The organism is Curtobacterium sp. MCLR17_045 (assembly GCF_003234405.1).
GTDB classification, from domain to species: domain Bacteria; phylum Actinomycetota; class Actinomycetes; order Actinomycetales; family Microbacteriaceae; genus Curtobacterium; species Curtobacterium flaccumfaciens.
Genome location: NZ_QKTB01000005.1, coordinates 94922 through 119968, shown reverse-complemented (window position 1 = coordinate 119968; position 25047 = coordinate 94922). Strand labels below are relative to the sequence as shown.

Sequence of the window (25047 nt, the reverse complement as noted above, 5' to 3'; positions counted from 1 at the left end):
CGAGCCTACGGTGACCGATCGCCGCGGCGTTCAGTGAGCAGAAGACGTCGGGTCAGCGGGCCGTACTCGACACCTTCTGCTCACTCGATGCGTTGCGCTGCGCGGGCGCGGGCGCGGGCGCGGGCGCGTGCGCTGCGGTACTGCGGCATCGCGACCCGTACGGACCCGTGCGCGGAACCGCTCGACGGGCACCTCGACGGCGTACGCGGCACCGATCGACACGATCGCCACCGCGCCGACCAGGCCGACCGTGCCCCAGGGGCCGATCGCGAAGGTCCCGAGCAGCGCGATCACCAGCGGGTGCCAGAGGTACGCCGAGTACGACACCCGGCGGCCGAACCACGACACCGGCGTCCAGGCCAGGGCGGCGGACACGGGGGAGCGGACCGAGACCAGCCCGCCGATCGTCACCGCCGCGATCAGCCCGGTCAGCGGGAGCACGATGCCGAACGTCGACGCGTGCTGCGTCCAGTCGTCGTCGATCCAGAGCAGCACCCCGACCAGCAGCACGAGACCGAGCCAGGTCGCCACGTGCCCGAGGACCCCGGCGGCCCGCACGCGCACCCGTTCGTCGTCGAGCACCAGGGCCAGTCCGCAGCCGATCGCGAGCGGCACGACCCCGAGCACGGGCGAGAAGTAGACGTCGGGCGTGGCACCGCCGCTCGGGCTGCGGTAGCTCGCCCACGACGCCGCCGACGCCCCGACGACCAGGACCCCGAGCCCCGCCAGGAGCCAGCGGCGGCGGACCCGGAGCGCGGCGAGCAGGACCAGGACCGGCGGCCACACCAGGTAGAACTGCTCCTCCATCGACAGGCTCCACGTGTGCGCGAAGACGCCCTGCGAGGTGTCCCAGAAGGCGCGGAACAGGTTGCCCGTGTAGGTCAGCGCGATGAACGCCGCTTCGCCGGACTGCAGCGAAGCGCCCTTGTAGTCACCGACCCAGTTCCAGAGCAGGAGCCCGACGACGACGAACGCGAGCAGTGCCGGGTAGAGGCGGAGCAGCCGCTTCACCCAGAACGTCCCGAGGCGCACCCGCCCGGTACGACGCCGTTCGCCGAGCAGCAGCGTCGTGATGAGGAAGCCGGACAGCACGAAGAACACCGTCACGCCGATGAAGCCGCCCTCGAACTGCGGCACGTGCAGGTGGTACAGGACGACGACCAGGATGGCGAGGGTCCGGAGTCCGTCGAGCGCGGGTGCGCGGTGCGTCAGCGGGGGTGGCGGAGCCTGCTGCGTCCCCGCTCCGGAGTGCGCCGGGGTGGCCGTGCGGTGCTGTGGCTGCGCCTGCGTCGGCGCGTGGGTCAGCGTGGTCGTCGCCATGGTCCCTCCCCGCGCTGCTCGGTTGCGTGTCGCCGACCAGGGTCCTCCTCGCGGGTAAGAGGAGTCTCAACGAGCGGGGTGCATCAGGCTCGTCAGTGTCGACGCAGAACGACAGTGTCGACGTCGCACGACGTCGACAACGTCGTTCCTCGCACGCGCGCGCTGTTGCGAAGCGCGCGCAGCGACCATGTCGCTGTCGTACGACAGCGACATGGTCGTTCCGCGTCGGCCTGCCCCGCGGTCCCGGGGTCCGCACCACGCGTCGGCGCCAGCCCCGCGCACCACGCGCCGGCCGGGAGGCCCGTGGCCGGCCCGCGCCGCGCCTCCAGGCCGTCGCGCCCCGCGTCCACCGCACACACATCGTGAGCAGGAACGGTCGGGTCCGACGTGCGGACCCGACCGTTCCTGCTCACCAAGCGAGCGTGCGAGCGAACGCGCGCGGCTACTCGGCCTTCTGCAGCTGCCAGGGGTCCGGCTCGCGGTCGCCGTTCGGGCGCACCGGGCGGACGTCGCCGACGATCGGGATCGAGCGCTTCCGCATGAACCACACGTAGCGGACGAAGAAGTGGGTCAGGGTCGACATCCGGTTGCCGGCGCCGAGCAGGCTCGTGATGTGCACGAACACCCAGGCGAGCCAGGCGACCGGGCCGACCATCGTGATCCCGCCGCGCAGCTGGGCGACCGCGGCGTTCGTGCCGATCGTCGCCATGGTGCCCTTGTCGAAGTACTTGAAGCGCTCGGTGGCCTTGCCCTCGAGCAGGCGCACGATCTGTCGCGCCGAGTGCCGTCCGCCCTGCAGCGCGGGCTGGGCGAGCTGGGCGAGGGCGTCGTCCTGGGCCGCGATGTCGCCGGCGGAGAAGATCCGCTCGGCGCCCTTCACGCTCAGGTCGTCGTTCACCTGGATGCGGCCACCGTGGGTCTGCGGCAGGCCCCAGCCGGAGACCTCCTTGTGGGCGGCGACACCGGTCGCCCAGATCACCTGCGACGCGGGGATGAACTCGCCGTCCGCGGTCATCACGCCGTCGCGCTTGACCTCGGAGACGCCGGTGTTCAGCCGCAGCACGACACCGCGCTTGCGGAGCACCTTGGCGGCGTAGCGGCGCAGGCGCGGGGCGAACGGCTTGAGGAGCTCGCCGCTGCGGTGCACGAGGGTGATCGAGATGTTGCCGCGTTCGATCTCCGGGTACGCGCCGACGAGTGCCTGGTCGCGGAGCTCGGCGAGCGCGCCGGCCATCTCGACGCCGGTCGCACCGCCACCGACGATCACGATGCGGATCTCGTCGGGGCCCTGGTTGGCCGCCGCTTCCTCGAGCCGGGTGAACAGCTCGTCGCGGATGCGGAGTGCCTGCGAGCGGGAGTACATCGAGTACGCGTACTCGTACGCACCGGGGGTGCCGAAGTAGCTCGTGTTCACGCCGTTGGCGAGGATCAGGTAGTCGTAGTGCAGGTGCTCGCCGTCGGACATCTCGGCGATGCGCTCGTCGGTGCGGATGCCGGTGAGCAGGCCGTGACGGAACTCGGCGTTCGACTGGCGGGCCCGGAGCGAGCGCAGGAAGTACGTCACGTCGCCGGCGTTCAGGCCGCCCGTCGCCACCTGGTACATCAGGGGCTGGAACATGTTGTACACGTGACGGTCGACCAGGGTCACCCGGACCGGCGCGTCGGCGAGCTCCCGCATGGCGGCCACACCGGCGAATCCACCGCCGACGATGACGACGTGCGGGCGGGTGTCCTGGGTCATGCTTGCTCCGGTGTTCCTCGGGTGCGGATGGTCACCCACGAGGGTACGCGCGGTTTGCCGGGGCGCATGACGGGCAGAGGCCGGGAGGCCCGTGGTGCGTCCGTCAGGCGTCGAACCGCTCGTAGGTGTTCAGCACGTTCCCCTTGCTCGTCACGGTGCTGTCGACCAGACGCAGGCGCATGGGCGGATCGGTCGGTTCGAACAGTCGCCGGCCACGGCCGGCGATCGCCGGGTGGATCATGAGCTGCAGTTCGTCGAGGACCCCGGCGAACAGCAGGCTGCGGACGAGCGTGACACTGCCGCACACGGCGATGTCGGCCCCCTCGCGCTGCTGCAGGTCGCGCACGAACGCGGGGACGTCACCCGGGATCCGCGTGCTGTTCTGCCAGGTCAGGTCGTCGCCGAGCGTGGTGGAGGCCACGTGCTTCTCGATCGGGTTGATCCACTGCCCGAAGGGGTCCTCCGGGTGGGCGGGCCACCACTCGGACCACTCGAGGTAGCTGTTCCGGCCGAGCAGCACGGTGTCGGTGCGGGCCATGAAGGCACCCACGGCCGCGCCGAGCTCGTCGTCGAAGCTGTCGTACTGGAACTCGTAGGGGTCCTGCACGACGCCGTCGACCGACGTGAACAGACCGGCAGTGGTCTTCCGCATGGGACGGATCGTACCCGCCGGTCAGCTCCCGGTGCCGTCGGTGCTGCCGGGGGCCTGGCCGGTGCCGTTGCCCGGGAACCGGTTCGTGCCGGGCACCTGCGTGGTCGACTGCGTCCGGTCCGCACCGATCGCGTAGCCGATGGCGAACCCGACGCCTCCGCCGACGAGCAGTGCGGCGAGTCCGACGATCGCGGCGAGGAGCGGCCAGAACCACGGGGGCTTCGGGCCGGTGCTGCGGCGGTTGGTCGGGCTCGCGGCGCCGGCTGCGGCTCCGTACCAGGGGGTGGTGCCGTTCGGGGCGGTGGAGTCCCAGGCGCCCGGGTTCCTGGCGCCGGCATCCGCGCGGTACGGCTGCTGCTGCTGCTGCGGTTGTTGCGGCGCGGGGGCGTCGAGCGTGGAGGTCGACGTCGGGGTCGGGGCGGCGCCCCAGCCGGTCGGAGCCGTTGCCCGGTTCGCCGGGTCGGAGCCGTCCGGTCCGTGGCCGTTGGTGGGAGTGGTGTCGCTCATGCCAGGAGTGCACACGGCCCGGCTATGCGCAGCCGATGACGAGGCTGACCCGGTGCTGCGAACCGCCGCGTAGCCTCGGCTCGTGCGCGCTGCTGTGGAGACCGTCCGGATCGACGGGTTGCCCGTGCGCCTGCACACCATGGCGGCGCGAGAGCCGGTCCGCGACGACACCGACCCCACCGTCGTGTTCGTCCACGGCATCGGGATGTCCCACCGGTCCTTCGCCCGGTCGCAGCGCGCCGTCGCCGCCGAGCACCGCACGATCAGCGTCGACCTGCCGGGGTTCGGCTGGCTGCCCGCGGCCGGTCGGCGGCTGCCCATCGAGGAGCTCGGCGATGTCGTCGTGCGGGCGGTCCGTCACCTGGTCGACGGCGACCTGGTGCTCGTCGGGCAGTCGATGGGTGCCCAGGTCGTGGTCGAGTCCGCCCGGCGCCACCCGGAGACCGTCGCGGCGATCGTGCTCGTCGGTCCGGTGATCGACTCCGAGCGGCGATCACTCCCGCTGCAGGCGCTCGACCTGGGCCGCGACGGGTTCGTCGAGGGGGTCCGGATGAACGGCGTCCTGGTCACCGACTACCTGCGGAGCATGCGGCAGTACACGCGTGAGCTCGGGCCGATGCTCCGCTACCCGACCGAGCAGACGATCACCGAGGTGACGCAGCCCGTCCTCGTCGTCCGCGGCACCCAGGACCCGATCGCGCGGCACGACTGGTCGGCTCGGGTCGCGGCCGCTGCGCCGAACGGCACCTTTGTGGAACTGGCCGGCCCGCACCACGTGCAGGAACGGCAGCCGGACGCCTTCGCACGCCTCCTCGAGACGTTCCGCAGCGCCGAGCGCCTGGAGGGGCTGCGATGACCCGGCCGACCACGTCGGGGACGGAGGCGGCGCGGACGGCGCGATCCGGGCCTCCAGGCCGTGTCCCGCTGGTGCGACGCGCGTGGTGGGCCGCACTCGACTGGGGATACGCCGCCAGGTGGCAGGTCAGGAGCCTCGGGCCGACCACCGCGGACGACTACCGGACCGGCGCCGGGCAGCCCGTCGTCGTGGTCCCCGGCGTCTACGAGACCTGGCACTTCATGCGGCCACTGATGGACGCACTGCACGACCGGGGGCACCCGGTGCACGTGCTGCCCGTCCTGCGGCACAACCTGCGACCCGTGCCGGACTCGGCGCGCGAGGTGATCGCGACCCTGGAGGAACAGGACCTGCGGAACGTGCTCGTGCTCGCACACAGCAAGGGCGGGCTCATCGGCAAGTACGCGATGACGCAGCTCGACCAGCACGAGCGGATCGACCGGATGGTCGCGGTCTCGACGCCCTTTGCGGGGTCGGTCTACGCGCGGCTCGCGCCGGTGCCGCACCTGCGGGCGTTCCGGGCGGCCGACCCGGTGCTGGCGGGGCTGGCGCGGGAACTCGACGCGAACGCGCGGATCACCTCGGTGTACGGGGTGTTCGACACGCTCATCCCCGAGGGCAGTGAGCTCCAGGGGGCGACGAACGTGCGGCTGCCGGTGGGTGGGCACTTCCGGATCCTCGGCGATGCGCGGACGCGGTCGGCGGTGCTGGCGGCGGCGGACCCGGGCGTGGGCGGCTCCGGGTCTGGCGGCGCTGGCGGCGGCGGCGCTGGCGGTCTTTCGCGCTGAGCGACACTTCGTGGGCGCGCGGCCGCGTGAGGTGTCGGTCAGCGCGAAACGGCGCGGCGGCCGCGGCGGCAGCGGCGTGGCAGCAGCGTCAGCGCGGGCGGTCGCCGACGCTCGCGCGCTCGACGATCCGGTGCGGCACGACGACGGTCTCCGGCGCGGCACTGCGGTCCGCGATCCGCCGGGTCAGCAGGTCGAGCGCCGCCGTCGCGAAGGCCCGACGGTCGAACGACACCGTGCTGAGCGACGGGATCGCGTAGGCGGCCGCGTCGACGTCGTCGAACCCGATGACGCTGACCTGCTCGGGCACGCGGACGCCGCGGGCAGCGAGGACGTGCAGCACCCCGAACGCGATCGAGTCGGTGAAGGCGAAGACGGCGTCGGGCAGGGGGTGCTCGTCGAGCCAGGCCGCGAAGGTCGTCGCCGCGGAACTCGTGGTCCACGACGGCAGCGGGACCCGGAGCGACGGGTCGGGCGTGATGCCGGCGGCGGTGAGCGCGGCGGTGTAGCCGCGTTCGCGGAGCTCGCTCGTCGCCGTCGCGGCACCCTCGGGTGACGCCCCGACGATCGCGATGCGCCGGTGCCCGCGGGCGATGAGGTGTTCGGTGACCTGCTCGGCTGCCGCGCGGCTGTCGACGTGCACCTGGTCGACGTGCTCGGGCTCGACCTCGCCGATGACGACGGTCGGCGGCAGCCCCTCGGTCGAGGCCAGGACGCTCGCGCTGAGCGACACCGGGTTGAGGATCAGTCCGTCCACCAGGTGTGCCCGGGCACGGGAGACCAGTTCGCGTTCGCGGGCCGGGTCGTTGCCCGTCTGCTCGAGCTGCACGACCCAGCCGCGTTCGCGGGCGAGTTCCACGAAGGACTGCGCGAGTTCGGCGGAGTAGGCGCTGCCCATCTCCGGCAGCGTCAACGCGATGGCTCCGGAGCGGCCGTTCCGGAGCCCGCGGGCGGACAGGTTCGGCACGTAGTCGAGCTCGGCGACCGCCCGCTCGACGCGTTCGCGGGTCTCCGGGCGCACGACCACGCCGCCGTTGACGACGTTGGAGACGGTCTTCGGGGACACCCCGGCGAGGGCGGCCACGTCCCGCACGGTTGCGCGCATCGGGACGAGCGTAGCGCGGGGCGGTGCTCAGTCCGCGACCTGCACCGGCACCGTCCTGCCCGTCCGCACCGACTCCTGCGCCGCCAGCACGATCGACAGCGTCCGGAGTCCGACCCCGACGTCCGGCTGCGGCTGCTCCCCGGACTCCACGGCCGCCAGGAACGTCCGGAGCATCGGCAGGTCGTGGTCGGGTCCGTACCGGAGTTCGATCGGCCGGCCCCCGACCGCCTCGAGCCCCCGAGCAGCCGCCCCGAAGAAGTCCACCGACACCGTGCCACCGGTCCCGGCGACGTCGAGCGTCAGCCCACCCCACACCGGCGACGTGTCCGGTCGGCTCCACGAGCAGTCGATCGCCGCGATCGTGCCGTCGTCGTACGTGATGGTCACCAGGCCTGCGGTCTCGGCGTTCGCGCGGTCCGCGTGCAGCACCCGGTTGGTGACGGCGGTGACGGACACCGGCGCCGCTCCGGTCAGCCCGTCGATCAGGTCGGCGACGTGCACGACGTGGTCGACGAGGGCGCCACCTCCGCTCAGCCGGACGTCGGTGAACCAGTCCCGGGCGAGCGGGAGCATGCCGTTGTTCGCGCCCCGCACCGAGAACACCGTGCCGAGTGCGCCCGAGTCCCGCGTCGCGCGCAGCCGGTCGAACGCCGAGGCGAAGCGCACCGGGAACGCCATCATGAGCAGCACCCCGGCGCGGTCCACCGCCTCGCGGATGGCGAGGCCGTCCTGCCACGAGGTCGCGAGCGGCTTCTCGCAGAGCACGTGTGCCCCCGCTGCCACCGCGAGCTCGACGAACTCGCGGTGCCGGGCGTTCTCGCTCGTGACGATCACGGCGTCCGGGCCCCAGGCGAGCAGCTCGTCGACGGAGTCCGCGTACCCGGCGCCGAGCGCGCGGGCCAGTTCGGCGCCGCGCAGGTCACTGAGTTCCGTCCCCGTCGAGGTCCCGCCCGGGTCCGTGCCGCGCACCTCGACGTCGGGCATCGCCGCCAGGGCGCCGAGGTAGCTGATGGCGTGCGTGTGGGCGAAGGAGAGCACCCCGACCCGGAGCGTCACCGCGACACCTCCACCGGCTGGCCGGACTCGATCGAGGCGATCGCCGCGTTCGCGATCCGCACCGCGGCGACCCCGTCGTCCACGGTCACCCGGGGCGGTGCACCACCGTCGAACGCGGCGAGGAAGTCGGCGAGCTCCAGCGCGTAGGGATCGTCCGCCGGGTCCACCCTCGGCAGGAAACCGTCCACGGAAGCCGGTGCCGCCAGGTCACTCCGGGTGTCTTCCTCGGCCCGGGACGAGTGCGACAGGCTGCCGAGCGTCCCCGTCACCGAGTACTCGGTCGTGAAGGCGAGGTGCTGCGGCCCCCACAGCCCGGCGACGTGGCTGATCGCGCCCGACTCGTGCGTGAGCAGGACGTGCGCCGCCTCGACCGGCTCCGCCTCGGAACCCGCGCGGACGCTCACCGCCGAGACGCGGGTCACCTCGCCCGCCACCCAGCGCGCGATGTCCAGGTCGTGGATCATCTGGTCCATCACGATCCCGCCCGACAGGGCGCGGTCGCCGAACCAGGGGACGTGGGTGGGGAAGGCGCCGGACCGCGAGAACCGCAACACCGCCAGGTCGCCCAGGAGGCCCGTGGTCGCGGCCTCCTGCAGGCGCGCGTACGCGGGGAACCAGCGCACCACCTGGGCCGGGTAGAGCTGTACGCCCGCGTCCGCAGCGCGCGCCGCCAGGTCCGCCGCGTCCGCGTCGGTCCGGGCCAGGGGCTTCTCGGAGACGACGTCCTTGCCGGCCGCGATCGCCGCACGGACGACCTCGGCGTGGGCGTGCGTCGGGACCACCACATCGACGACGTCGACCGCGGCGAGCAGCTCGTCGAGGCTGTCGGCGACGGTGATCGTGCTGCCTTCGACCCGGGCGGTGTCGGTGAACGCGGCGACGAGTTCGTGGGCGCCCTCGCGAGCATGCACCACCACGTCGCCCAGGCGGATCAGCCCGGGCAGGTGGGCGACGGAGATGCCGCCCGCGCCGACGAGCCCGATGCGTTTGCGGGCGGGGGAGTCCGACTGCGACGTCATGGGGTCAGCGTAGGAGATGCGGTCCGAGGACGCCTCGGGCGTCACGAGGGCCGAGGCGTTCTTCGTGGTTGGGCGCCCCGGAACACGGGTCGTGTGGAGCAAAAGCGGTCAGTTCGTTTTCACGAAGACGCTCCCGTCACCGAACGATGCGATTCCGCCGTGGAAAGTGTTGGGGACCTCGAACACGACCTTGCCGGTCGCGCTCTGACCAGCACCGAGCGTCACGCTCGGCATCTCCTCTACGTCGCTGAGGTACGTCGAGTCGTACACAGCACCGTCGGTTGCCGCCAGAGCGACGTCATATGCTGCAGAACTCGCGTCGACCCCGGCAGTTGACGCCGTGACGTGCACCGTGAGCACCACGTACTTCATGTTCGAGTCAGGTTGCTCGTACTCGTTTGCCGAGGTGTAGTTGTCGTTGTACCCGTCGAGCCACTGTGTGTAGTCAGTCTCAGTGCCATCGAGACGGTTCGTGCTGGTCATTTGGAACTTCGTGCCGACAGGAGCGGGGGAATTGGCGCTGGAACCATCCGCTTCCGCCGGCGTCAGTCGAACTGTCGAGCCTTTCGCTACTCGTTGACCTGCGGCAGGAGACTGGCTGGCGATCCCCGCGGATGAGTCGGCGTCGCTCGTTTCCGGGACAAAGCCCGCATCTGTCAATGCAGCGGCTCCGTCCTCGATGGTCTTACCCACCACATCGGGAACCTCAACCTGCGCGCTGTCTGCAGCGTCGTCGGTCGCATCGGCGGCGCTCGTCGCCTGTACAGCAGAAGGCGCAGAGCTGAACGCGGTGAGACCGTAGACGGTGCCGAACACGAGCGAGAGCACCACCCCGATTCCGCCCAGGACTGTCCCCGTCACTCCGGCTCTGACTCGGCGAGCTAGCGCCACGATTCCGAAGATCAACGCGAGTACGCCCAGCACGAAGCCGAGATGCAGAACGACTGGCACGAACGACAGGATGACGGAGATGATGCCCAACACCAGTGCTGCCGTAGCGAGGCCCTTCGCCGGATGGGACCGCGGGGATTGTGGCTGCATCGGGAATGGAGACGGCGTACCCGGGGCGTACGGACCAGACATGCTTACTCTCCTGAAATGAGGGACGTTCAGGAGGACAGTACTGGGGGCTCACGCCATTCTGGAAGCCGCCTTCACCCCCAGATCGGGAGGTGAGCGATGAGCCGTACGTGCTCAGAACATCGACGGCACGCGTGATCGAGGTCGAGGGGACCCCTCAGCGGGGTCCTGCCACGCCTACCAGGTTGCCCGCCGGGTCGTGGAAGTGCCCGATCGTGACACCGCCGCCCTCGTTGCGCTGCGCCGGCAGGACGACGGTGCCGCCGAGGTCCTCGGCACGTGCGAGCGCTGCAGCGACGTCCTCGACCGCGACGTAGAACACCGCGTGGGCTGTGAACCCCGGGCCACCGCCGATGCCGCCCGCGACCGGTCCGGCGCCCGGCACCGGGTCGAGGAACGAGTACGAGGACTGGTCGGAGACGGCTGCGGCGACCGGGGCACCCGCCGGGGAGTCCCAGCCGAAGAGCGCGGCGTAGAAGTCCCGCAACCGATCCGGGTCGGGGCCGATGAGTTCGACGTGCACCACTGCGTTCGTCATGGGCGCCGTCCTACTCCGGCCAATGCCCTGAGGTCAGCCGAGCCAGCCAGGGTCGGCGAACAGCTCCTCGAGCTCGCGCAGCAGCCGGGTCGTGTGGAAGCCGTCGGCAGCCGCGTGGTTGACCTGCAGCGCCAGCGGCAGCCGCGTCCGGTCAGCAGCGGTCCGGTACCCGCCGAGCGTGATGATCGGCAGCAGGTGGTCCCAGCCGTCGCGCACCTGCAACGAGAAGCCGGTGAACGATGCTCCCGGCAGGGTCGAGACGTCGAACACGTTGCCGGGCCGGTCGTCCTGCGGGAACATCCGGGTGTCGTCGCGGTACTCCGTCATCGTCGACACTGCAGCGTCGTGGAAGGTGCCGAAGTCGTCGTCGTACGGCACGACGAGGGCGGAGAACGTCTCGGTGTCCGCGTGGAACACGGTGAACATCGGGTGGACACGGTCCCACACGGCGGGGGAGCCGTCGTCCAGCAGCTGCATCCGGAACTCGTCGTGCCGGTTCACCACGGTCGCGATCGCCCAGAGCTGCGACGCGTAGGTCCGACGGCCGGTCGCTCGGACGCGCTCGACGAAGGCGGTGACGTCGAGTTCGACGGTCACCTCGTACGCGCACGGCACCCGGCGCCGGTAGTGCTCGAAGTGCTCCCGGCGGGGCCACTGGTCGACGTCGATCGCCCGGAGTTCGGTCATGGCTCCACCCTCGTGCGGGATCGCTTCCCTACGGTGGAGCCATGCCGACGCTCGAACGTGTTCCCGCCCTGGTCGCCACCGGATTCCTCGCGATCCCCGTCGCCGAAGCCCTCGTCGCGTTGCCGACCGAGGTCGTCATGAAGATCGAGGGGGCCCCGATCGACGCGGACCTCGCCGACACCGCCGCGTTCTCGGAGGCGTACGGCTACCCGCTGGCCGGCGGCGCGAACTGCATCGTCGTCGCAGGGAAGCGCGGCGACGAGGTCCGCTACGCCGCTTGCGTCGTCCTCGCATCGACCAAGCTCGACGTGAACCGCGTCGTGAAGCAGCTGCTCGACGTCCGCAAGGCGAGCTTCGCCCCGATGGACGAAGCGGTCGAGCTGACCGGCATGGAGCACGGCGGCATCACCCCGATCGGACTGCCGTCGTCGTGGCCGCTCTACATCGACGCGCGCGTCCTCGACGCTCCCGAGGTCGTCATCGGCGCCGGGCGCCGCGCCGCGAAGCTGTTCCTGCCCGGCGCCGCACTCACCGCGCTGCCGAACGTGACCGTGGTCGAGGGTCTGGCGACCGAACCGGTCAGTCCGACGGCCGGATGAGGCAGAACGGGTGCCCCGCGGGGTCGAGGTAGACGCGGAACGTCTCCGTGCCCGACCCCGTCGCCGTCGCGCCGATCGCGAGCACCGCGGCCTCGCCGTCGTCCAGGTCGTCGACCTTCACGTCGAGGTGGCTCTGCTGCGGGACCGTCTGCCCCGGCCAGTCCGGCGCCCGGTAGTCGTCGACCTGCTGGAACGCCAGGATCGGACGGTGGTCGGTGAACGGGAGGGCGAGCTCCGCCCAGTCCTCGTCGAAGCCGACGATCTCCCCGCCGAGCAGCTCGGCGTAGAAGCGGGCGAGGGCGCGGGTGTCCGGGCAGTCCAGGACGACGACGTCGAGTGTGCCGATCATGGCCGACACGGTAGACCCATCAGCGTGCGGCGGTCAGGGCCTTCGTGATCCGCTGCAACGAGACGGTCTCGGCGGTCCCGAGTTCCTGCGCGAACAGGCTGAGCCGGAACTCCTCGAGCATCCACCGAGCGTGCACGAGCTCCGGGTGCGCCCCGACCGCGGGCGGGAAGACACCGCCGGCATCGGTGTAGCGGTCGGTCGCCACGGTGACCTCGCGCATCCAGGTCGCGTCACGTCCGGGGTTCTGCAGCAGCTTCTGCACGCGCGCCTCGATGCCCTGCAGGTACACGCGGATGCGGCGCAGCCGGTCGAGCCCCGCGACGGCGACGAACCCCGGGAACACCAGGCGCTCCATCTGCTGCCGCATGTCGCTGAGGGCGGCGAGCAGCGACATCGAGTTCGCCTGCTTGAGTGCCCGTTCGGCGGAGCGCTGTGCGGCCAGGACAGCCGCGACCTCGGACACGGCGGTGAACATCGTGTCGACGACGGTGGCCGACACCGCATCGCGGACCGACTCGAACTCGGCCTTCGTGAAGACCATGCCGTCCGGGTGGGCCCGGCGGATGCCGGCGTCGACCACGGCGGCCAGGACGTCGTCGAACAGCGCGGCGGTCGACGGGTAGGGGCTGGCGGCGAGGGCGAGCTTCTCCTGCGCGGTCAGGTGCGACTGGATGTACGACACGGGCGACGGCACCGCGTGCATCACCAGACGGCGAACCCCGGCGGGCATCCGGACGACGCGGTCGGACGGGGTGGCGAGCAGCTGCACGCCGACGGACGCCTTCGGACCGGTGCCTTCCTCGACCAGGGACGGGTACGCGCGGATGACGCCGCCGGCCTGCTTGGTGTCGAGGGTCTGCGGCAGGTCCTGGTCGGGCCAGGCGGTGAGTCCGGACTGTTCCAGCGGACGACCGGCACCGGCGGACGCGACGCGAGCCGCGCCTCCGGTCCGTCCCGCGCCCTTCGCCGTGGCGGAGGCGACGCTCTGCTGGGTCCGGTCCTTGAGCTTGGTCTGCAGGGCCGACAGGTCCTTGCCGGTCTCGACCCGGCGACCACGCTCGTCGACCACGGCCCACGTCGGCAGCAGGTGCGCGGGGACGCGGGACAGGTCGAAGTCGGACTCGGAGACCGGGACGTAGGTCATGCGCTGGATCGCCTTGGCGAGGGTGGCGCGGAACGACTCCGTCGGCTCGGTCGGGGCGTCGTCGGGCAGCTCGGCGACGATCTTCTCGGCCCAGTCGGCTGCGGGCACGACGTTCTTGCGGATCTGCTTCGGCAGCGACTTGATGAGCGCGGTCACGAGCTCCTTGCGGAGGCCGCGCACCTGCCAGTCGAAGCCCTCTTCACGCATCCGGGGCAGGAGCGCGAGGGGGACCTGCACGCTGACGCCGTCGTCCTGTGCGCCGGGCTCGAAGCGGTACTGGATGGCGAGACGCTGGTCGCCGCTCCGCCACTGGGTCGGGTACTCGACGTCGTCCTCGGCGGCCTCGGCCGCTGATTCGTCCAGCAGGTCCGACCGGCGCATCGTGAGCAGGTCCGGCTGCTCACGGCGAGTGGTCCGCCACCACCCCTCGAAGTCGCGGGTCGTGGCGACGTCGGCCGGGATCCGGGCGTCGTAGAACTCGTAGACGTTCTCGTCGTCGAGCAGGATGTCCCGGCGGCGGGTGCGTTCCTCGAGCTGCTCGAGTTCCTTGCGGAGCTTCCGGTTGGCGCGGTCGAAGGCCTGCTGCGATTCCCACTCACCCTCGACCAGGGCGTGCCGGATGAAGAGCTCGCGGGAGTGTTCCGGGTCGATCCGCGAGTACTGCACGCGGCGGCGCTGCACGATCGGGACGCCGAACAGGGTCACCCGCTCGTAGGCGACGACCGCCCCCTGCTTCTTCTCCCAGTGCGGTTCGCCGTAGGTGCGCTTGAGCAGGTCACCGGCGAGCGGCTCCACCCAGGCGGGGTCGATCCGGCCGACGGTCCGGGCGAACAACCGGCTCGTCTCGACGAGCTCGGCGGCCATCACGGCGTCCGGCTGCTTCTTCGCGAGCACGCTGCCCGGGAACACCACGAACCGGGTGTTCCGCGAGCCCAGGTAGTCGCGCTTCTCGCGGTCGCGCAGCCCGATCTGGCTGAGGAGTCCGGAGAGCAGCGCACGGTGCACGGCGTCGCCGTCGTCGGAGCGGGCCTGCCCGACCCGGACGTCGACCTGCTTCGCGGCACGGGAGAGCTGCCGGTACAGGTCCTGCCACTCGCGGATGCGCAGGTAGTTCAGGAACTCGGCCTTGCACAGTCGGCGGAACGCGCTCGACGACAGTTCCTCCTGCTGCTCCTCGATGTGGTTCCAGAGGTTCAGCAGGGTCAGGAAGTCGCTCGTCGGGTCGGCGAACCGGGCGTGCAGCTGGTCGGCGTGCGCGCGCTTCTCGAGGGGGCGCTCGCGGGGGTCCTGGATGCTCAGGGCGCTGACGATGGCGATGACCTCGCGTCCGACACCCTGCCGCCCGGCCTCGAGCACCATCCGACCGAGCCGGGGGTCGATCGGCAGCCGGGTCAGCTGTCGCCCGGACTTGGTGATGCGGCCGTCCTTGTCGACGGCGCGGAGCTCGCGGAGCAGGTCGAGGCCGTCCTTCACGCCCCGGCTGTCCGGCGGTTGCAGGAACGGGAACGACTCGATGTCCCCGAAGCCGAGCGAGATCATCTGCAGGATCACCGCGGCGAGGTTCGTGCGGAGGATCTCGGGGTCGGTGTACTCGGGGCGCCGGCCGAAGTCGTCTTCGGAGTAGAGCCGGATCGCGATGCCGGCACTCGTGCGGCCCGCTCGACCGGAGCGCTGGCTGGCACTGGCCTGCGAGATCGCCTCGATCGGCAGCCGCTGCACCTTGGCCCGCGGGGAGTACCGCGAGATGCGTGCCGTCCCGGTGTCGATCACGTACTTGATGCCGGGCACGGTCAGCGAGGTTTCGGCGACGTTCGTGGCGAGGACGACACGACGGCGGATGCCCGGGGTGTGCCGGCGCTCGAAGACCCGGTGCTGGTCGGCGGCGGACAGGCGGCCGTACAACGGCAGGACCTCGGTGCCCGGGTAGCGCTTGCCCTCGATCGCGTCCTGCGCGTCGCGGATCTCGTTCTCGCCGGACAGGAACACGAGCACGTCGCCCGGGTCCTCCTGCGCCAGCTCGTCGAGGGCGTCGGTGATGCCCTGCAGGGTGTCGCGGTCGTCGGCTGCGTTGCCGCTGTCACCGGTGCGGGAGTCCGACTCGTCGTCGGCGTCGTCGTCCTGGTCTTCGGCGACGAGGGGGCGGTACCGGATCTCGACCGGGTAGGTGCGGCCGGACACCTCGATGATGGGGGCGTCGTCGAAGTGCTTCGAGAACGACTCCGGGTCGATTGTCGCACTCGTGATGATGAGCTTCAGGTCGGGGCGACGGGGGAGCAGCCGCTTCAGGTAGCCCAGCAGGAAGTCGATCGTGAGGGACCGCTCGTGCGCCTCGTCGATGATGATCGTGTCGTACCGCTTCAGGTCGCGGTCGAAGTGGATCTCGTTCAGCAGGATGCCGTCGGTCATCAGCTTCACGCGGGTCTCGGAGCTCACCTTGTCGGTGAAGCGGACCTGGTAGCCGACGAGTCCGCCGAGCTCCCCGCCGCCCAGTTCTTCCGCCACACGCTCGGCGATGGTCCGCGCCGCGATCCGGCGGGGCTGGGTGTGCCCGATGTGCTCACGACCGAGCTCGAGGCAGATCTTCGGCAGCTGCGTCGTCTTGCCCGAGCCGGTGGCCCCGGCGACGATGACCACCTGGTTGTCACGGATGGCAGCCGCGATGTCGTCCCGCCGCTGCGAGACCGGCAGTTCGGGCGGGTACGTGATGACGGGCAGCGGAGAAGACATGAGCATTCCAGGATACAGGCGCGCCGGGCGGGAGGCGCGTCAGGCGATCTGCTGGGCCAGGGCGTCCGCCGACCGGGACGGCAGTTCGCACACCCGGTCGTGGCAGACGTACGCGGCAGGGTCGAGCACGTCGCGTCCCTCGAACACCGAGAACCCCGCCTCGGCCCAGTCGCGTGCCTGCTCCGGCGTCGTGGTGGCGACGACCGTACCGGGGCGCCGAACACGGTGTGCCACGGCCCGCATCGGGTCGTCGGTGCCGCTCGTGACGACGACGATCTCGCGCGACGGCCGTTGCAGGGCGAGGGTGACACCGAGGGCATCCGCGTGACCGAGGGGTCGCTCGGTCCCGGTGCGGGCGCGGTCGGCGATGAGTCGTGCCGCGGCGACCCGCAGTGCCTCGTCGCCCGTCAGTGCCCCGAGCGTCGCGGCGGCCGACGCCAGCGCCACGGTGCCGGACCGCATCGCCGTCTGCGGCTGTTCGCCCGTGGCCGTCCCCGCCGCGTCCAGCACCGGGTCGACGTCGAAGCGCTCGGCCAGGCCGTCGTCGACGAGCGAGCGTGCGACGGTCGCGTAGGAGACCTCGCCCGTCACGAGGGCCAGTTCGAGCAGCCCTTCGGCGAGCAGTCCGACGTCCTCCACGGTGGCCGGTGCGGAGGACGCCCCGCGCGGTGTGCTGGACCGCACCGTCACGTGGCCGTCCTGCACGTGGGCGGCGAGGACCGCATCCGCCGCTCCCCGCGCGAGCGCGACGAGTTCCGTGTCGCCGTGCCGTGCGCCGGCGATCGCGAGCCCCCGGATCGCCAGGCCGTTCCAGCCAGTGAGCACCTGGTCGTCCAGCGGTGGCGGGTCGAGCTGGGCGCGCTCGGCGATCGGTCGGCGGTACCACTCGCCCTCGACCCGACGGCCGTCGATGGTCGACTCGCTGTCCTGCGCGGCGACGAAGGCCCCGTCGGCACGGCGCAGGGTGTCGCGGAGGAAGTCGGCGATGCCGCGGGCCTGCTCGGCACCCGCGACCGCGAGCAGCCCCGCGTTGTCGTAGAGCATCCGTTCGTAGTGCGGCACGCTCCAGTCGCGCTTGGTGGCGTACCGGAAGACGCCGCCGTCGGCATCCGTCAGCTCGGACGCGCGGATCGCGTGCAACGACCGGTCGAGCAGCCAGTCGGCCTCGGCGTCGCCGTCGGCCGCCGCGTCGGCGAGGAACTCGAGCAACGGTGTGCTCGGGAACTTCGGCGCGCCGCCGAAACCGCCGTAGGTGGTGTCCTCTGCCTGGGACAGCTGGTCAGTGACGGCCCGGATGGCATCGACGGACGGGAGGCCCGGGTCGGCTCCGATACCGCCCTCGCCCGAGCGGGTGGCAGCGTCCGCCACGGCGCCTTGCCGGATCGCCGTCGCGATGGCCGAGGCGTTCGCGTCGACCTCGTGCCGACGCTCGGTCCAGGCGTCGAGCACCGCGGCCAGGATCTGCCGGAACGCCGGGACCTGCCCGACGGGAGTGGGCGGGAAGTACGTCCCCGCGAAGAAGACGTGGCCGTCGGGCGTCAGGAACGTCGTCAGTGGCCAGCCGAGCTGCTGCGTGAACGCACTCGCCGAGGCCATCAGGCTCGCGTCGACGTCCGGCCGTTCTTCGCGGTCGACCTTCACCGACACGAAGTCCCGCCGGAGCAGCTCGCCGATCTCCGGGTGGTCGAAGCTCTCGCGTGCCATGACGTGGCACCAGTGGCACGTGGCGTACCCGACCGATACCAGCACCGGGACCCCGCGCTCGCGCGCTTCGGCGAACGCCTCGGGACCCCACTCGCGCCAGTCCACCGGGTTGTCGGCGTGCAGACGCAGGTACGGGCTGACCGAGGTGCCGAGGCGGTTGTCGTTCATGGCTCCAGCGTGCCCGCCCGCGACTGGGCGGACCACCGCCCGGAGACAACTGTGGACGGAACGCCCACTCTGCACAGGCCGTGCGGGGAGATCAGCCCTCGAGCCACCCCGTGACTGACGCGAGCCGTGCGGCCACCTGGGCGGGGCTCTGGCCGTCGGTGTCCACCCGGGTGACCGTGTCCGCGGTGGCCGAGTCGAGCCTCCCGGCCGTCCGCGTGCTGTGCGCGAGCTGCGCCTGCGGGACCGCGCCACCCGCTCGTCGTGCGAGCCGGTCGGCGGTCGCGCCGTCGGATGCGCGGAGCAGGACGACGCGCACCAGCGGATCGTCGCCCATCGCCGCAGCGAGGCGCTCGTGCTCGAGCACGGACACGGTGTTCGTGTAGACGAGCCGGTGGTGCGCGATCGCCCGGTAGCCGGCCCAGATCGCGGCGAGGTTCCGCTCGGCGAGGCGCGCCTCGGGGTGTTCGACGTGCGGTGCCGGGTGCGCGAGGTCGAGCAGGTCGCCCTCGATCACCGCGTGCCGGACGTCCGCCGCGACGAGCAGGTCGTGCAGCGCCTCGGCTGCCGTGGACTTGCCCACGCCGGAGCGCCCGCCGATGAACAGGACCTCGGACCGGGGCACCGTGTCAGCCCAGGTTGAGGGAGAGGAGTGCGAGTGCGGCGTCCTCGGGACCGTAGTCGAACATGTGCTCCCAGAACGGGTCGTCGGCCCACGGGACGTCGCCGTCGGCGGGCGTCGCGTGGGCGGTCTCGACCAGCCAATCGAGTTCGGGGGCGACGGCGGTCGCGAACTCCGGTGGTTCCCATCCGAGGGCGCGTGCCGCCGTGGTGTCGAGGACGAACGGCGGTCGTGACGACCACGGCGTGCCACCCACGAACGCGGGCGCGTCCTCGTCGAGCAGGACCTCGTCGAACCGGTGGTCCAGGTGTCCGCCGATCGTGCGGACGATCTCGAGCGCGGTCGGGGCCGAGGCATCTGCGACGTTGAGGATCCGGCGGTCCGGCGCGTCCGCGACGAGTCGGACGAGCGAACCGATGCCGCTCGCCGCCGTCGTGTGGTCGACGCCGCGGCCGTGGCCGGCGAGCAGGATGCGTTCCCGGCCGTCGAGCACACGGCGGACGACGAACCACTCCCGCGGGCGGCCGATGCCGACGCCGTACACCTTCGACGGGCGGAGCACCGTGACCGGGGCGCCGTGGTCGAGCAGGACCTGCTCGGCCGCCACCTTCGCGGCGCCGTAGCCGTCACGACTCGTCGGGTCCCCGTCGCCGGCGGTGACGGTCGGCTGGATCTCGGTGACCGCGCCGCCGAACACCGGCTTGTCGAGCGAGTTCGCGTGCCGGCCCTGCTCGTCGGCGTACACCGACCTGGACGAGACGAAGACCGTCGAGCCGACGTCGTCGAGGAACGGCAGGAGCTGCTGGGCGTCGTCGCGGGTCAGGCCGACGGTGTCGACGAGCAGATCGGCTCCGGGGCGGAGCAGGTCGCGCAGGACGGAACGGTCGCGGCGGTCGCCGGGCGTGAACACGGCGCCGGCTGCGGTCAGAGCGTCCGCTGCGGGGCCACCTCGGCGTGCGACCACGTCGACCTGCCAGTCGTCGCCGCCCCGGCCCGAGGCGTCGAGGAGCTCTCGTGCGACGGCCGAGCCGATCCCGCCGGTGCCGCCGAGGATGACCGCGCGTCTGGTGCTCATGGTGCAACGGTAGTGCGGCGCGGCCGTCGGCTCGCGGCGGTCGGTCCTCGGCCGTCGTTCCGCGATCGGTTCCGTCAGGAGGCGAGCTGCTCGTGCCGCCACCAGTCGGCCAGCGAACCGTCGTAGACCTTCACCCGGTCGTGTCCGAGCACCGTCAGGGCGAGGGCGTCGACGCACGCGGCGCTGCCCACCCCGCAGTACGTGACGATCTCGTCGGCACCGATCACCGCGGCGAAGGCCCGCTCGAGTTCGGCACCGCGCAGGTACGCGTTCGTCTCGGGATCCACCAGGGTGTCCGCCGTGATCGGGGTGCTGCCCGGCACGATCGGCGGGTGGTCGTCACCGAGGGCCGCCCAGGGCGCGGCGAACACCAGGGATGCCGGCTCTTCGCCGGAGACCGCACGGGTGACCCGATCGTGGTCGGCCCAGAGCGCACGTTCTTCGCTGGCCAGGAACGCACCGGCATCGGGGTCGGACGGCGTCGCGCGAGTGTGGAGCGCGCCCACGCGGACCGGGCGGCCCTCGTCGCGCCACTTCGTGAAGCCACCGTCGAGCACCGCGACCGAGTCGAAGCCGAACGAACGGAAGATCCACCACAGGCGTGCCGACCACTCGCCGACGCTGTCGTCGTAGACCACCACGGTCGAGGTGTTCGTCACGCCCAGCTGTGCCGCGGCGACCTCGAAGCGCTCGGCACCGGGGCGGGTGAACGGGACGTCGGCGTCGGCGGCGGAGAAGTCGTCGATCAGGTCGGCGAAGCGGGCGCCGGGCACGTGGCCGCGCTGCTCGTGGGCGTCCCGCCCGGGGAGCCAGCTGGTGTCGAACCCGGCCCCGACCGTGTGCACCGAGGCGTCGAGCACGACGAGCTCGTCAGCACCGAGGTGGTCTGCGAGCCACTGCGTCGACACGAGTGGTGAGGTCAGGACGGGGGCCATGTCGCACACCATAATCCGCACCCCTGACGTGGGCCAGGGACGTGGACACACGGCGCAACCGCAGGCACCGAGTGCGTGCGCATCGATCGACGATGCACGCGTCGTTCGACAGGTGGATCGTCGTGGAACGGGTGTCGCCGCCCCGCAGCCCCACACGCACGACGGCCCGCCCCGGCAGAACCGGAACGGGCCGAAGACGCGCAGCGAACCGCCAGCGTCAGTGCGCCGCGGCGGGGATGCTCCCGGTCGTGGCGGACCCGGCACGGGCGAGCCGCTCGACCCGCACCGACTGCCGGTTGATGAGCAGTCCGCCGGCCAGGGCGACGAGCACGAGCACACCGGCCGAGATGCCGAACGCCACGTGGTACCCGTCGAGCGTGGCCTGGGCCTGCTGCAGCTTCGTCGGGGCGGCGGTCAGCCCGGACAGGCTGTTCGACACGACGTCCGCGAAGATCGTCGACAGCAGCGCCGTACCGATCGAGCCACCGATCTGCTGCATGGTGTTGACCGTCGCCGAGGCGACACCGGCGTCGGCCCGGGCGACCCCGGTCGTCGCGGTGTTCATCGCGGACGAGAAGATCGTGCCCATGCCGAGGCCGATGACGATCAGCGCCGGCAGGACGGTGCCCGCGTAGGAGCTGTCCAGGTCGGTGCGGAGCAGCAGGAGGAGCCCGGTCGCGGCGACCAGGCCACCGGCGAAGATGAGCACCTTCGGCCCGACGCGCGGCAGCAGGCGGCCACCGATCTGCGTCGCCGAGATCATGATCGACAGCGGCATCGGCAGGAACGCGAGACCGGTCTGCAGCGAGCTGAAGCCGAGGGTCTGCTCCAGGTAGTAGGTCAGGAACAGGAAGATGCCGAACATCCCGATCGCGACGAGGCCGATCGCGATGAACGAGCCGCCGCGGTCACGGTCGAGCACGACGCGCAGGGGCAGCAGCGGGTGGGCGACGCGGGTCTCGATGAACACGAACGCGGCGATCAGCACGACACCGCCGGCGAGCATGGCGATCGTGACGGGGGAGTCCCAGCCGTTCGTCTCGGCGTTCGAGAAGCCGTAGACGACGCCGACCAGCCCGAGCGTGATGGTGATGACCCCGAGGACGTCGATGCGCGGACGCTCGACCTTCGGCGGCTTCTCCATGAAGACGAGGGCGCCGATCACGCCGAGCACGGCGAAGACGACGTTGACGTAGAGGCACCAGCGCCACGAGGCGTACTCGGTCAGCACGCCGCCGAGCAGCAGGCCGATGGCCGCACCCGAGCCGGCGATGGACCCGAAGATGCCGAACGCGCGACCGCGTTCCTTGGGATCGCGGAACGTGGTGGTCAGCATGCCGAGCGCGGACGGGGCGAGCAGCGCGCCGAAGACACCCTGCAGTGCGCGGGCCGCGACGAGCAGGCCGAACGAGTCGGCGAGGCCACCGAGCACCGAGGCGACGGCGAAGCCGACCAGCCCGATGATGAAGGTGTTCTTGCGGCCGAACAGATCGCCGAGACGACCGCCGAGCAGCAGCAGCGAGCCGAACGCGAGCGAGTACGCGGTGACGATCCACTGTCGCTGGTCGGTGCCGAAGTCCAGGTCGGCCTGGGCCGAGGGCAGGGCGATGTTCACGATGGTCGCGTCGAGCACGACCATCAGCTGTGCGAGGGCGATGACCGCCAGGGCGATCCAGCGGTGGTTGCTCTTGGCGGGGGTGGTGCCCGGAGTCGTGGGTGCTGTCCCGGTGGGGGTCGGCACGGTGTGTTCTGCCGTCACGGCAGCCTCCTTCGAGAAGGTTGGAGGGTGGGGTGGAGGTGCGCGCCGTCGGGCACTCCCGAGATGTGGTGGTGACGAAACCGGATGCGATGCATCCGTTTGTGGTCAGTGTAGACCGAAACGGAAGGAGGGCATCCACTTGTTCCCAGAAAGTGCAACTACGGTCGGATCGTGAGCACCACCGAGTCCGCGTCCGACCTCGAGCGACCGCTGCGCGCCGACGCAGCGCGCAACCGCGAGCTGATCCTGCAGACGGCACGCAAGTGCTTCGCGGAGCGCGGGCTCTCCGTCACGTTGAACGACATCGCGCACGAGGCCGGCGTCGGGGTCGGCACCGTCTACCGACGGTTCGCCGACAAGGACTCCCTGATCGAGGCGCTGCTCGCCACCAAGTTCGAGGCCATGAACGACGCCGCAGCGCGCGCCGCGGACGTCTCCGATCCGCGCGAGGCGCTCCGGGTGTACCTGATGGGCGTCTTCGCGTTCCGTGCACGCGACCGTGCCCTCGCCGACGCCATCGTCCGTGCCGGCAAGGCCCGTCCGTCCATCGTGCAGGAGCGCGACCGGCTCGAACGGCAGGTCGCCGCGATCATCGGCCGCGCCGAGACCGCCGGCGTCGTCCGGCCCGGCTTCGACTACCGGGACCTGCCGATGCTCACCGCGATGGTCGGTGCGGTCGCCGACGCCACCCGCGAGCACGACCCTGATGCCTGGCGCCGCTACGCGGAACTCCTGATCCAGGGCGTCCTGCCGGGCACGGACGACACCGCGCCGATGCTCGGCGACCCGCTGGACCGCGAGTCGATCGAGCGCGCGCTGCACGCGCAGTCCTGACCCGCGACGGACTGGAGGCCCGTGGCGGCGCCGCCACGGGCCTCCAGTCCGGCGGTGGTCGCCACCAGAGCGCCCAGCGCGACGAGCGCGGCTAGCCCGACCAGACCGGCTGGACCTGCCAGCCCTGCCCGGCCGGCTACAGCCAGCTGGGGATCCAGTAGTGCGACCGGACGAAGTCCCACGGCACCTGCATCGCCGTCCACATCGGGTACCAGTAGACCGAGGCCAGCACGACGACGCCCAGGTACACGCCGACCCACAGGATCGCCCGCGACCGTCGTGACCGTTCGTCGCTCCGCCTGCCGAGCACCAACCCGATCGCGGCGGCCAGTGCCATCACCATGTAGGGCTCGAAGGCGATCGTGTAGAACTGGAACACCGTCCGGTCGACGTACATCAGCCAGGGCAGGTACCCCGCCGCGACGCCGAGCAGGACGAAGCCGTACTCCCACTTCCGGCGCAGGACCCAGAGCACGAGCAGCGCCACCGTCGCGATGACCGAGGCGTACCAGATGAACGGGTTCGCGATGCCGGTGATCGCCTCGCCGCAGCGGTTCGCCCAGCAGCCGTCCTGCCCGGCGTCCGTGCCGACGTAGAACATCGACGTGGGGCGCTGCATCACGAGCCAGAGCAGCGGGTTCGCCTGGTACGAGTGCGGGGTGTGCAGCCCGATGTTGAAGGCGTAGATCTCCGACTGGTAGTGCCACCAGTTCTGCAGGCTGTCCGGCACCCAGGCGAGCAGCCCGGTCCAGCGATCGCCGCCCGAGGACAGCCAATTGCGGTCCCATCCGTCCTTCGACACGAACCAGCCGGTCCACGACGCCACGTAGGTCACCGCGGCGATCGGCACGGTCAGCAGGAACGACACCGGTGCCTGCTGCAGCAGCGCGCTCGACGACCAGAACTCGACCCCGGCACGGCGGCGCATCATCATGTCGCTCAGCACGGAGTACACCGCGAAGAACGCCAGGAAGTACATCCCCGACCACTTCGTCGCCGCCGCCAGCCCGAGGGCCAGGCCCATCGCGAACAGCCACGGCCGCCACCAGAACACCGGCCCCCACAGGGTGGTCCGGCCCGCGGCGGCGCGGGCGGCGACCCACTCGTCGAGCCGCCGTTGGCTCTGCCGGCGGTCGAGCAGCAGCGCCCCGAAGCCGAGGATGACGAAGAAGGTCAGGATGCCGTCGAGGAGCGTCACCCGCGACATCACGATCGCCTGCCCGTCGATCGCGAGCAGGAAGCCGGCGAGCGTGCCGATCATCGTCGAACGGAACAGCGACCGGGCGATCACGGCGGTGAGGAACACCGTCGCGATGCCGAGCACGGCCACCGTGAAGCGCCAGCCGAACGAGTTGTCCGCCCCGAACAGCAGCATCCCGAGGCCGATGAGGTACTTGCCGAGCGGCGGGTGCGCGATGAACTCCGCGGCACTCGTGAAGATGTCCGTCTCACCGCGGACGAACCGGTCGTCGGTCGTCGGGGCGCCGTCACCGCTCGGGTTCGCGGGCCAGGTGCCCTCGTACCCGAGGTGCACGATCGACCAGCCGTCCTTGACGTAGTACGTCTCGTCGAACACGAGCGAGTGCGGGTTGCCGAGGTTCACCAGCCGCAGCACGGCGGCGAGGAGTGTCACCGCGAGCGGACCCGTCCACCGCCACACGGCGACGCGCTGCGACGTGGAGAGCACCCGCCCCCACCAGTCGTCCAGGCGCGAGCCGACCGGCCCGTCGGGCACGGCCGTGCGGTCGTCGGTCAGCTCGCTGGTCATCGCTGAGCATCCTACGGATC

The 25047-nt window shown here is 71.4% G+C and carries 22 protein-coding genes; 4 read left to right on the top strand and 18 right to left on the bottom strand.

The annotated features are described in order from the left end of the window. Positions 1 to 30: 30 nt before the first annotated feature. The 4 genes from DEJ05_RS05735 to DEJ05_RS05720 all read right to left on the bottom strand — a co-directional run bounded on the left by DEJ05_RS05735 (position 31) and on the right by DEJ05_RS05720 (position 4220). The gene (locus DEJ05_RS05735; protein ID WP_111109974.1) at positions 31 to 1320 is read right to left on the bottom strand and encodes an acyltransferase; all 1290 of its coding nucleotides are present in this window, start codon (positions 1318 to 1320) and stop codon (positions 31 to 33) included. Positions 1321 to 1762: 442 nt separating this feature from the next. Further along, on the bottom strand, positions 1763 to 3061 hold the full coding sequence (locus tag DEJ05_RS05730) for an NAD(P)/FAD-dependent oxidoreductase (protein WP_071406544.1): 1299 nt from the start codon (positions 3059 to 3061) through the stop codon (positions 1763 to 1765). Positions 3062 to 3164: 103 nt separating this feature from the next. After that, a complete protein-coding gene (locus DEJ05_RS05725) occupies positions 3165 to 3713 on the bottom strand; it encodes a dihydrofolate reductase family protein (protein WP_111109973.1) in 549 nt (182 codons plus the stop codon). A 21-nt stretch (positions 3714 to 3734) separates the two neighbouring features. Further along, positions 3735 to 4220 carry a hypothetical protein gene (locus tag DEJ05_RS05720; protein ID WP_111109972.1) on the bottom strand — a complete coding sequence of 162 codons (486 nt, stop codon included), beginning with the start codon at positions 4218 to 4220 and terminating at the stop codon, positions 3735 to 3737. A gap of 82 nt (positions 4221 to 4302) precedes the next feature. Between DEJ05_RS05720 and DEJ05_RS05715 the strand changes: the two genes are divergently transcribed. Together DEJ05_RS05715 and DEJ05_RS05710 are read left to right on the top strand one after the other, a co-directional pair. Then, positions 4303 to 5076 (top strand): alpha/beta fold hydrolase, encoded by a 774-nt coding sequence (locus DEJ05_RS05715; protein ID WP_146237669.1) that lies wholly within the window; start codon positions 4303 to 4305, stop codon positions 5074 to 5076. Beyond that, positions 5073 to 5864, top strand: a complete 792-nt coding sequence (locus DEJ05_RS05710) for an alpha/beta hydrolase (RefSeq protein WP_309146943.1) — start codon at positions 5073 to 5075, stop codon at positions 5862 to 5864. The genes DEJ05_RS05715 and DEJ05_RS05710 overlap by 4 nt, the downstream gene beginning before the upstream one ends. Before the next feature lie 88 nt (positions 5865 to 5952). On the opposite strand, the gene DEJ05_RS05705 is transcribed toward DEJ05_RS05710, so the two are convergent. From DEJ05_RS05705 to DEJ05_RS05680, 6 genes are all read right to left on the bottom strand, one after another. Beyond that, entirely contained in the window at positions 5953 to 6966 is a 1014-nt protein-coding gene (locus DEJ05_RS05705) for a LacI family DNA-binding transcriptional regulator (protein WP_111109971.1), read from the bottom strand. 27 nt (positions 6967 to 6993) lie between these two features. After that, positions 6994 to 8022 carry a Gfo/Idh/MocA family protein gene (locus DEJ05_RS05700; RefSeq protein WP_111109970.1) on the bottom strand — a complete coding sequence of 343 codons (1029 nt, stop codon included), beginning with the start codon at positions 8020 to 8022 and terminating at the stop codon, positions 6994 to 6996. Then, positions 8019 to 9041, bottom strand: a complete 1023-nt coding sequence (locus DEJ05_RS05695; protein WP_111110003.1) for a Gfo/Idh/MocA family protein — start codon at positions 9039 to 9041, stop codon at positions 8019 to 8021. The genes DEJ05_RS05700 and DEJ05_RS05695 overlap by 4 nt, the downstream gene beginning before the upstream one ends. Positions 9042 to 9149: 108 nt before the next feature. Beyond that, entirely contained in the window at positions 9150 to 10025 is an 876-nt protein-coding gene (locus DEJ05_RS05690) for a PASTA domain-containing protein (RefSeq protein WP_181440666.1), read from the bottom strand. A gap of 253 nt (positions 10026 to 10278) precedes the next feature. Beyond that, positions 10279 to 10659, bottom strand: coding sequence for a VOC family protein (locus DEJ05_RS05685; protein ID WP_111109968.1), 381 nt, complete (start codon positions 10657 to 10659; stop codon positions 10279 to 10281). 33 nt (positions 10660 to 10692) lie between these two features. Then, positions 10693 to 11346, bottom strand: a complete 654-nt coding sequence (locus DEJ05_RS05680; RefSeq protein WP_111109967.1) for a CatA-like O-acetyltransferase — start codon at positions 11344 to 11346, stop codon at positions 10693 to 10695. Positions 11347 to 11387: 41 nt separating this feature from the next. On the opposite strand from DEJ05_RS05680, the gene DEJ05_RS05675 reads away from it, so the two are divergent. Beyond that, positions 11388 to 11945, top strand: a complete 558-nt coding sequence (locus DEJ05_RS05675) for a YbaK/EbsC family protein (RefSeq protein ID WP_111109966.1) — start codon at positions 11388 to 11390, stop codon at positions 11943 to 11945. On the opposite strand, the gene DEJ05_RS05670 is transcribed toward DEJ05_RS05675, so the two are convergent. The 7 genes from DEJ05_RS05670 to DEJ05_RS05640 all read right to left on the bottom strand — a co-directional run bounded on the left by DEJ05_RS05670 (position 11926) and on the right by DEJ05_RS05640 (position 22425). Further along, a complete protein-coding gene (locus tag DEJ05_RS05670) occupies positions 11926 to 12294 on the bottom strand; it encodes a VOC family protein (protein ID WP_071246991.1) in 369 nt (122 codons plus the stop codon). The two genes, DEJ05_RS05675 and DEJ05_RS05670, sit on opposite strands and share 20 nt — an antisense overlap. Before the next feature lie 19 nt (positions 12295 to 12313). Next, positions 12314 to 16165 (bottom strand): ATP-dependent RNA helicase HrpA, encoded by a 3852-nt coding sequence (gene hrpA / locus DEJ05_RS05665; protein WP_111109965.1) that lies wholly within the window; start codon positions 16163 to 16165, stop codon positions 12314 to 12316. Positions 16166 to 16204: 39 nt separating this feature from the next. Further along, positions 16205 to 18037 (bottom strand): thioredoxin domain-containing protein, encoded by a 1833-nt coding sequence (locus DEJ05_RS05660; protein WP_111109964.1) that lies wholly within the window; start codon positions 18035 to 18037, stop codon positions 16205 to 16207. Positions 18038 to 18128: 91 nt separating this feature from the next. After that, positions 18129 to 18659 (bottom strand): AAA family ATPase, encoded by a 531-nt coding sequence (locus tag DEJ05_RS05655; protein ID WP_111109963.1) that lies wholly within the window; start codon positions 18657 to 18659, stop codon positions 18129 to 18131. A 4-nt stretch (positions 18660 to 18663) separates the two neighbouring features. After that, positions 18664 to 19731, bottom strand: coding sequence for an NAD(P)-dependent oxidoreductase (locus DEJ05_RS05650; protein WP_111110002.1), 1068 nt, complete (start codon positions 19729 to 19731; stop codon positions 18664 to 18666). 74 nt (positions 19732 to 19805) lie between these two features. After that, positions 19806 to 20666 (bottom strand): sulfurtransferase, encoded by an 861-nt coding sequence (locus tag DEJ05_RS05645; protein WP_181440665.1) that lies wholly within the window; start codon positions 20664 to 20666, stop codon positions 19806 to 19808. 217 nt (positions 20667 to 20883) lie between these two features. Next, a complete protein-coding gene (locus DEJ05_RS05640) occupies positions 20884 to 22425 on the bottom strand; it encodes an MFS transporter (RefSeq protein ID WP_027466052.1) in 1542 nt (513 codons plus the stop codon). 171 nt (positions 22426 to 22596) lie between these two features. Between DEJ05_RS05640 and DEJ05_RS05635 the strand changes: the two genes are divergently transcribed. Further along, positions 22597 to 23259, top strand: coding sequence for a TetR/AcrR family transcriptional regulator (locus tag DEJ05_RS05635; protein WP_111024668.1), 663 nt, complete (start codon positions 22597 to 22599; stop codon positions 23257 to 23259). Positions 23260 to 23395: 136 nt separating this feature from the next. On the opposite strand, the gene DEJ05_RS05630 is transcribed toward DEJ05_RS05635, so the two are convergent. After that, complete coding sequence (locus DEJ05_RS05630; protein WP_111109961.1) at positions 23396 to 25027, bottom strand: dolichyl-phosphate-mannose--protein mannosyltransferase; 1632 nt, start codon at positions 25025 to 25027, stop codon at positions 23396 to 23398. Positions 25028 to 25047: the final 20 nt, after the last annotated feature.

Coding starts and splice junctions, on each gene's coding strand:
- DEJ05_RS05645 (WP_181440665.1), bottom strand. CDS start 20,666: ATGGCCCCCGTCCTGACCTCACCACTCGTGTCGACGCAGTGGCTCGCA.
- DEJ05_RS05630 (WP_111109961.1), bottom strand. CDS start 25,027: ATGACCAGCGAGCTGACCGACGACCGCACGGCCGTGCCCGACGGGCCG.
- DEJ05_RS05705 (WP_111109971.1), bottom strand. CDS start 6,966: ATGCGCGCAACCGTGCGGGACGTGGCCGCCCTCGCCGGGGTGTCCCCG.
- DEJ05_RS05675 (WP_111109966.1), top strand. CDS start 11,388: ATGCCGACGCTCGAACGTGTTCCCGCCCTGGTCGCCACCGGATTCCTC.
- DEJ05_RS05730 (WP_071406544.1), bottom strand. CDS start 3,061: ATGACCCAGGACACCCGCCCGCACGTCGTCATCGTCGGCGGTGGATTC.
- DEJ05_RS05670 (WP_071246991.1), bottom strand. CDS start 12,294: ATGATCGGCACACTCGACGTCGTCGTCCTGGACTGCCCGGACACCCGC.
- DEJ05_RS05710 (WP_309146943.1), top strand. CDS start 5,073: ATGACCCGGCCGACCACGTCGGGGACGGAGGCGGCGCGGACGGCGCGA.
- DEJ05_RS05680 (WP_111109967.1), bottom strand. CDS start 11,346: ATGACCGAACTCCGGGCGATCGACGTCGACCAGTGGCCCCGCCGGGAG.
- DEJ05_RS05660 (WP_111109964.1), bottom strand. CDS start 18,037: ATGAACGACAACCGCCTCGGCACCTCGGTCAGCCCGTACCTGCGTCTG.
- DEJ05_RS05725 (WP_111109973.1), bottom strand. CDS start 3,713: ATGCGGAAGACCACTGCCGGTCTGTTCACGTCGGTCGACGGCGTCGTG.
- DEJ05_RS05650 (WP_111110002.1), bottom strand. CDS start 19,731: ATGAGCACCAGACGCGCGGTCATCCTCGGCGGCACCGGCGGGATCGGC.
- DEJ05_RS05695 (WP_111110003.1), bottom strand. CDS start 9,041: ATGACGTCGCAGTCGGACTCCCCCGCCCGCAAACGCATCGGGCTCGTC.
- hrpA (WP_111109965.1), bottom strand. CDS start 16,165: ATGTCTTCTCCGCTGCCCGTCATCACGTACCCGCCCGAACTGCCGGTC.
- DEJ05_RS05735 (WP_111109974.1), bottom strand. CDS start 1,320: ATGGCGACGACCACGCTGACCCACGCGCCGACGCAGGCGCAGCCACAG.
- DEJ05_RS05685 (WP_111109968.1), bottom strand. CDS start 10,659: ATGACGAACGCAGTGGTGCACGTCGAACTCATCGGCCCCGACCCGGAT.
- DEJ05_RS05720 (WP_111109972.1), bottom strand. CDS start 4,220: ATGAGCGACACCACTCCCACCAACGGCCACGGACCGGACGGCTCCGAC.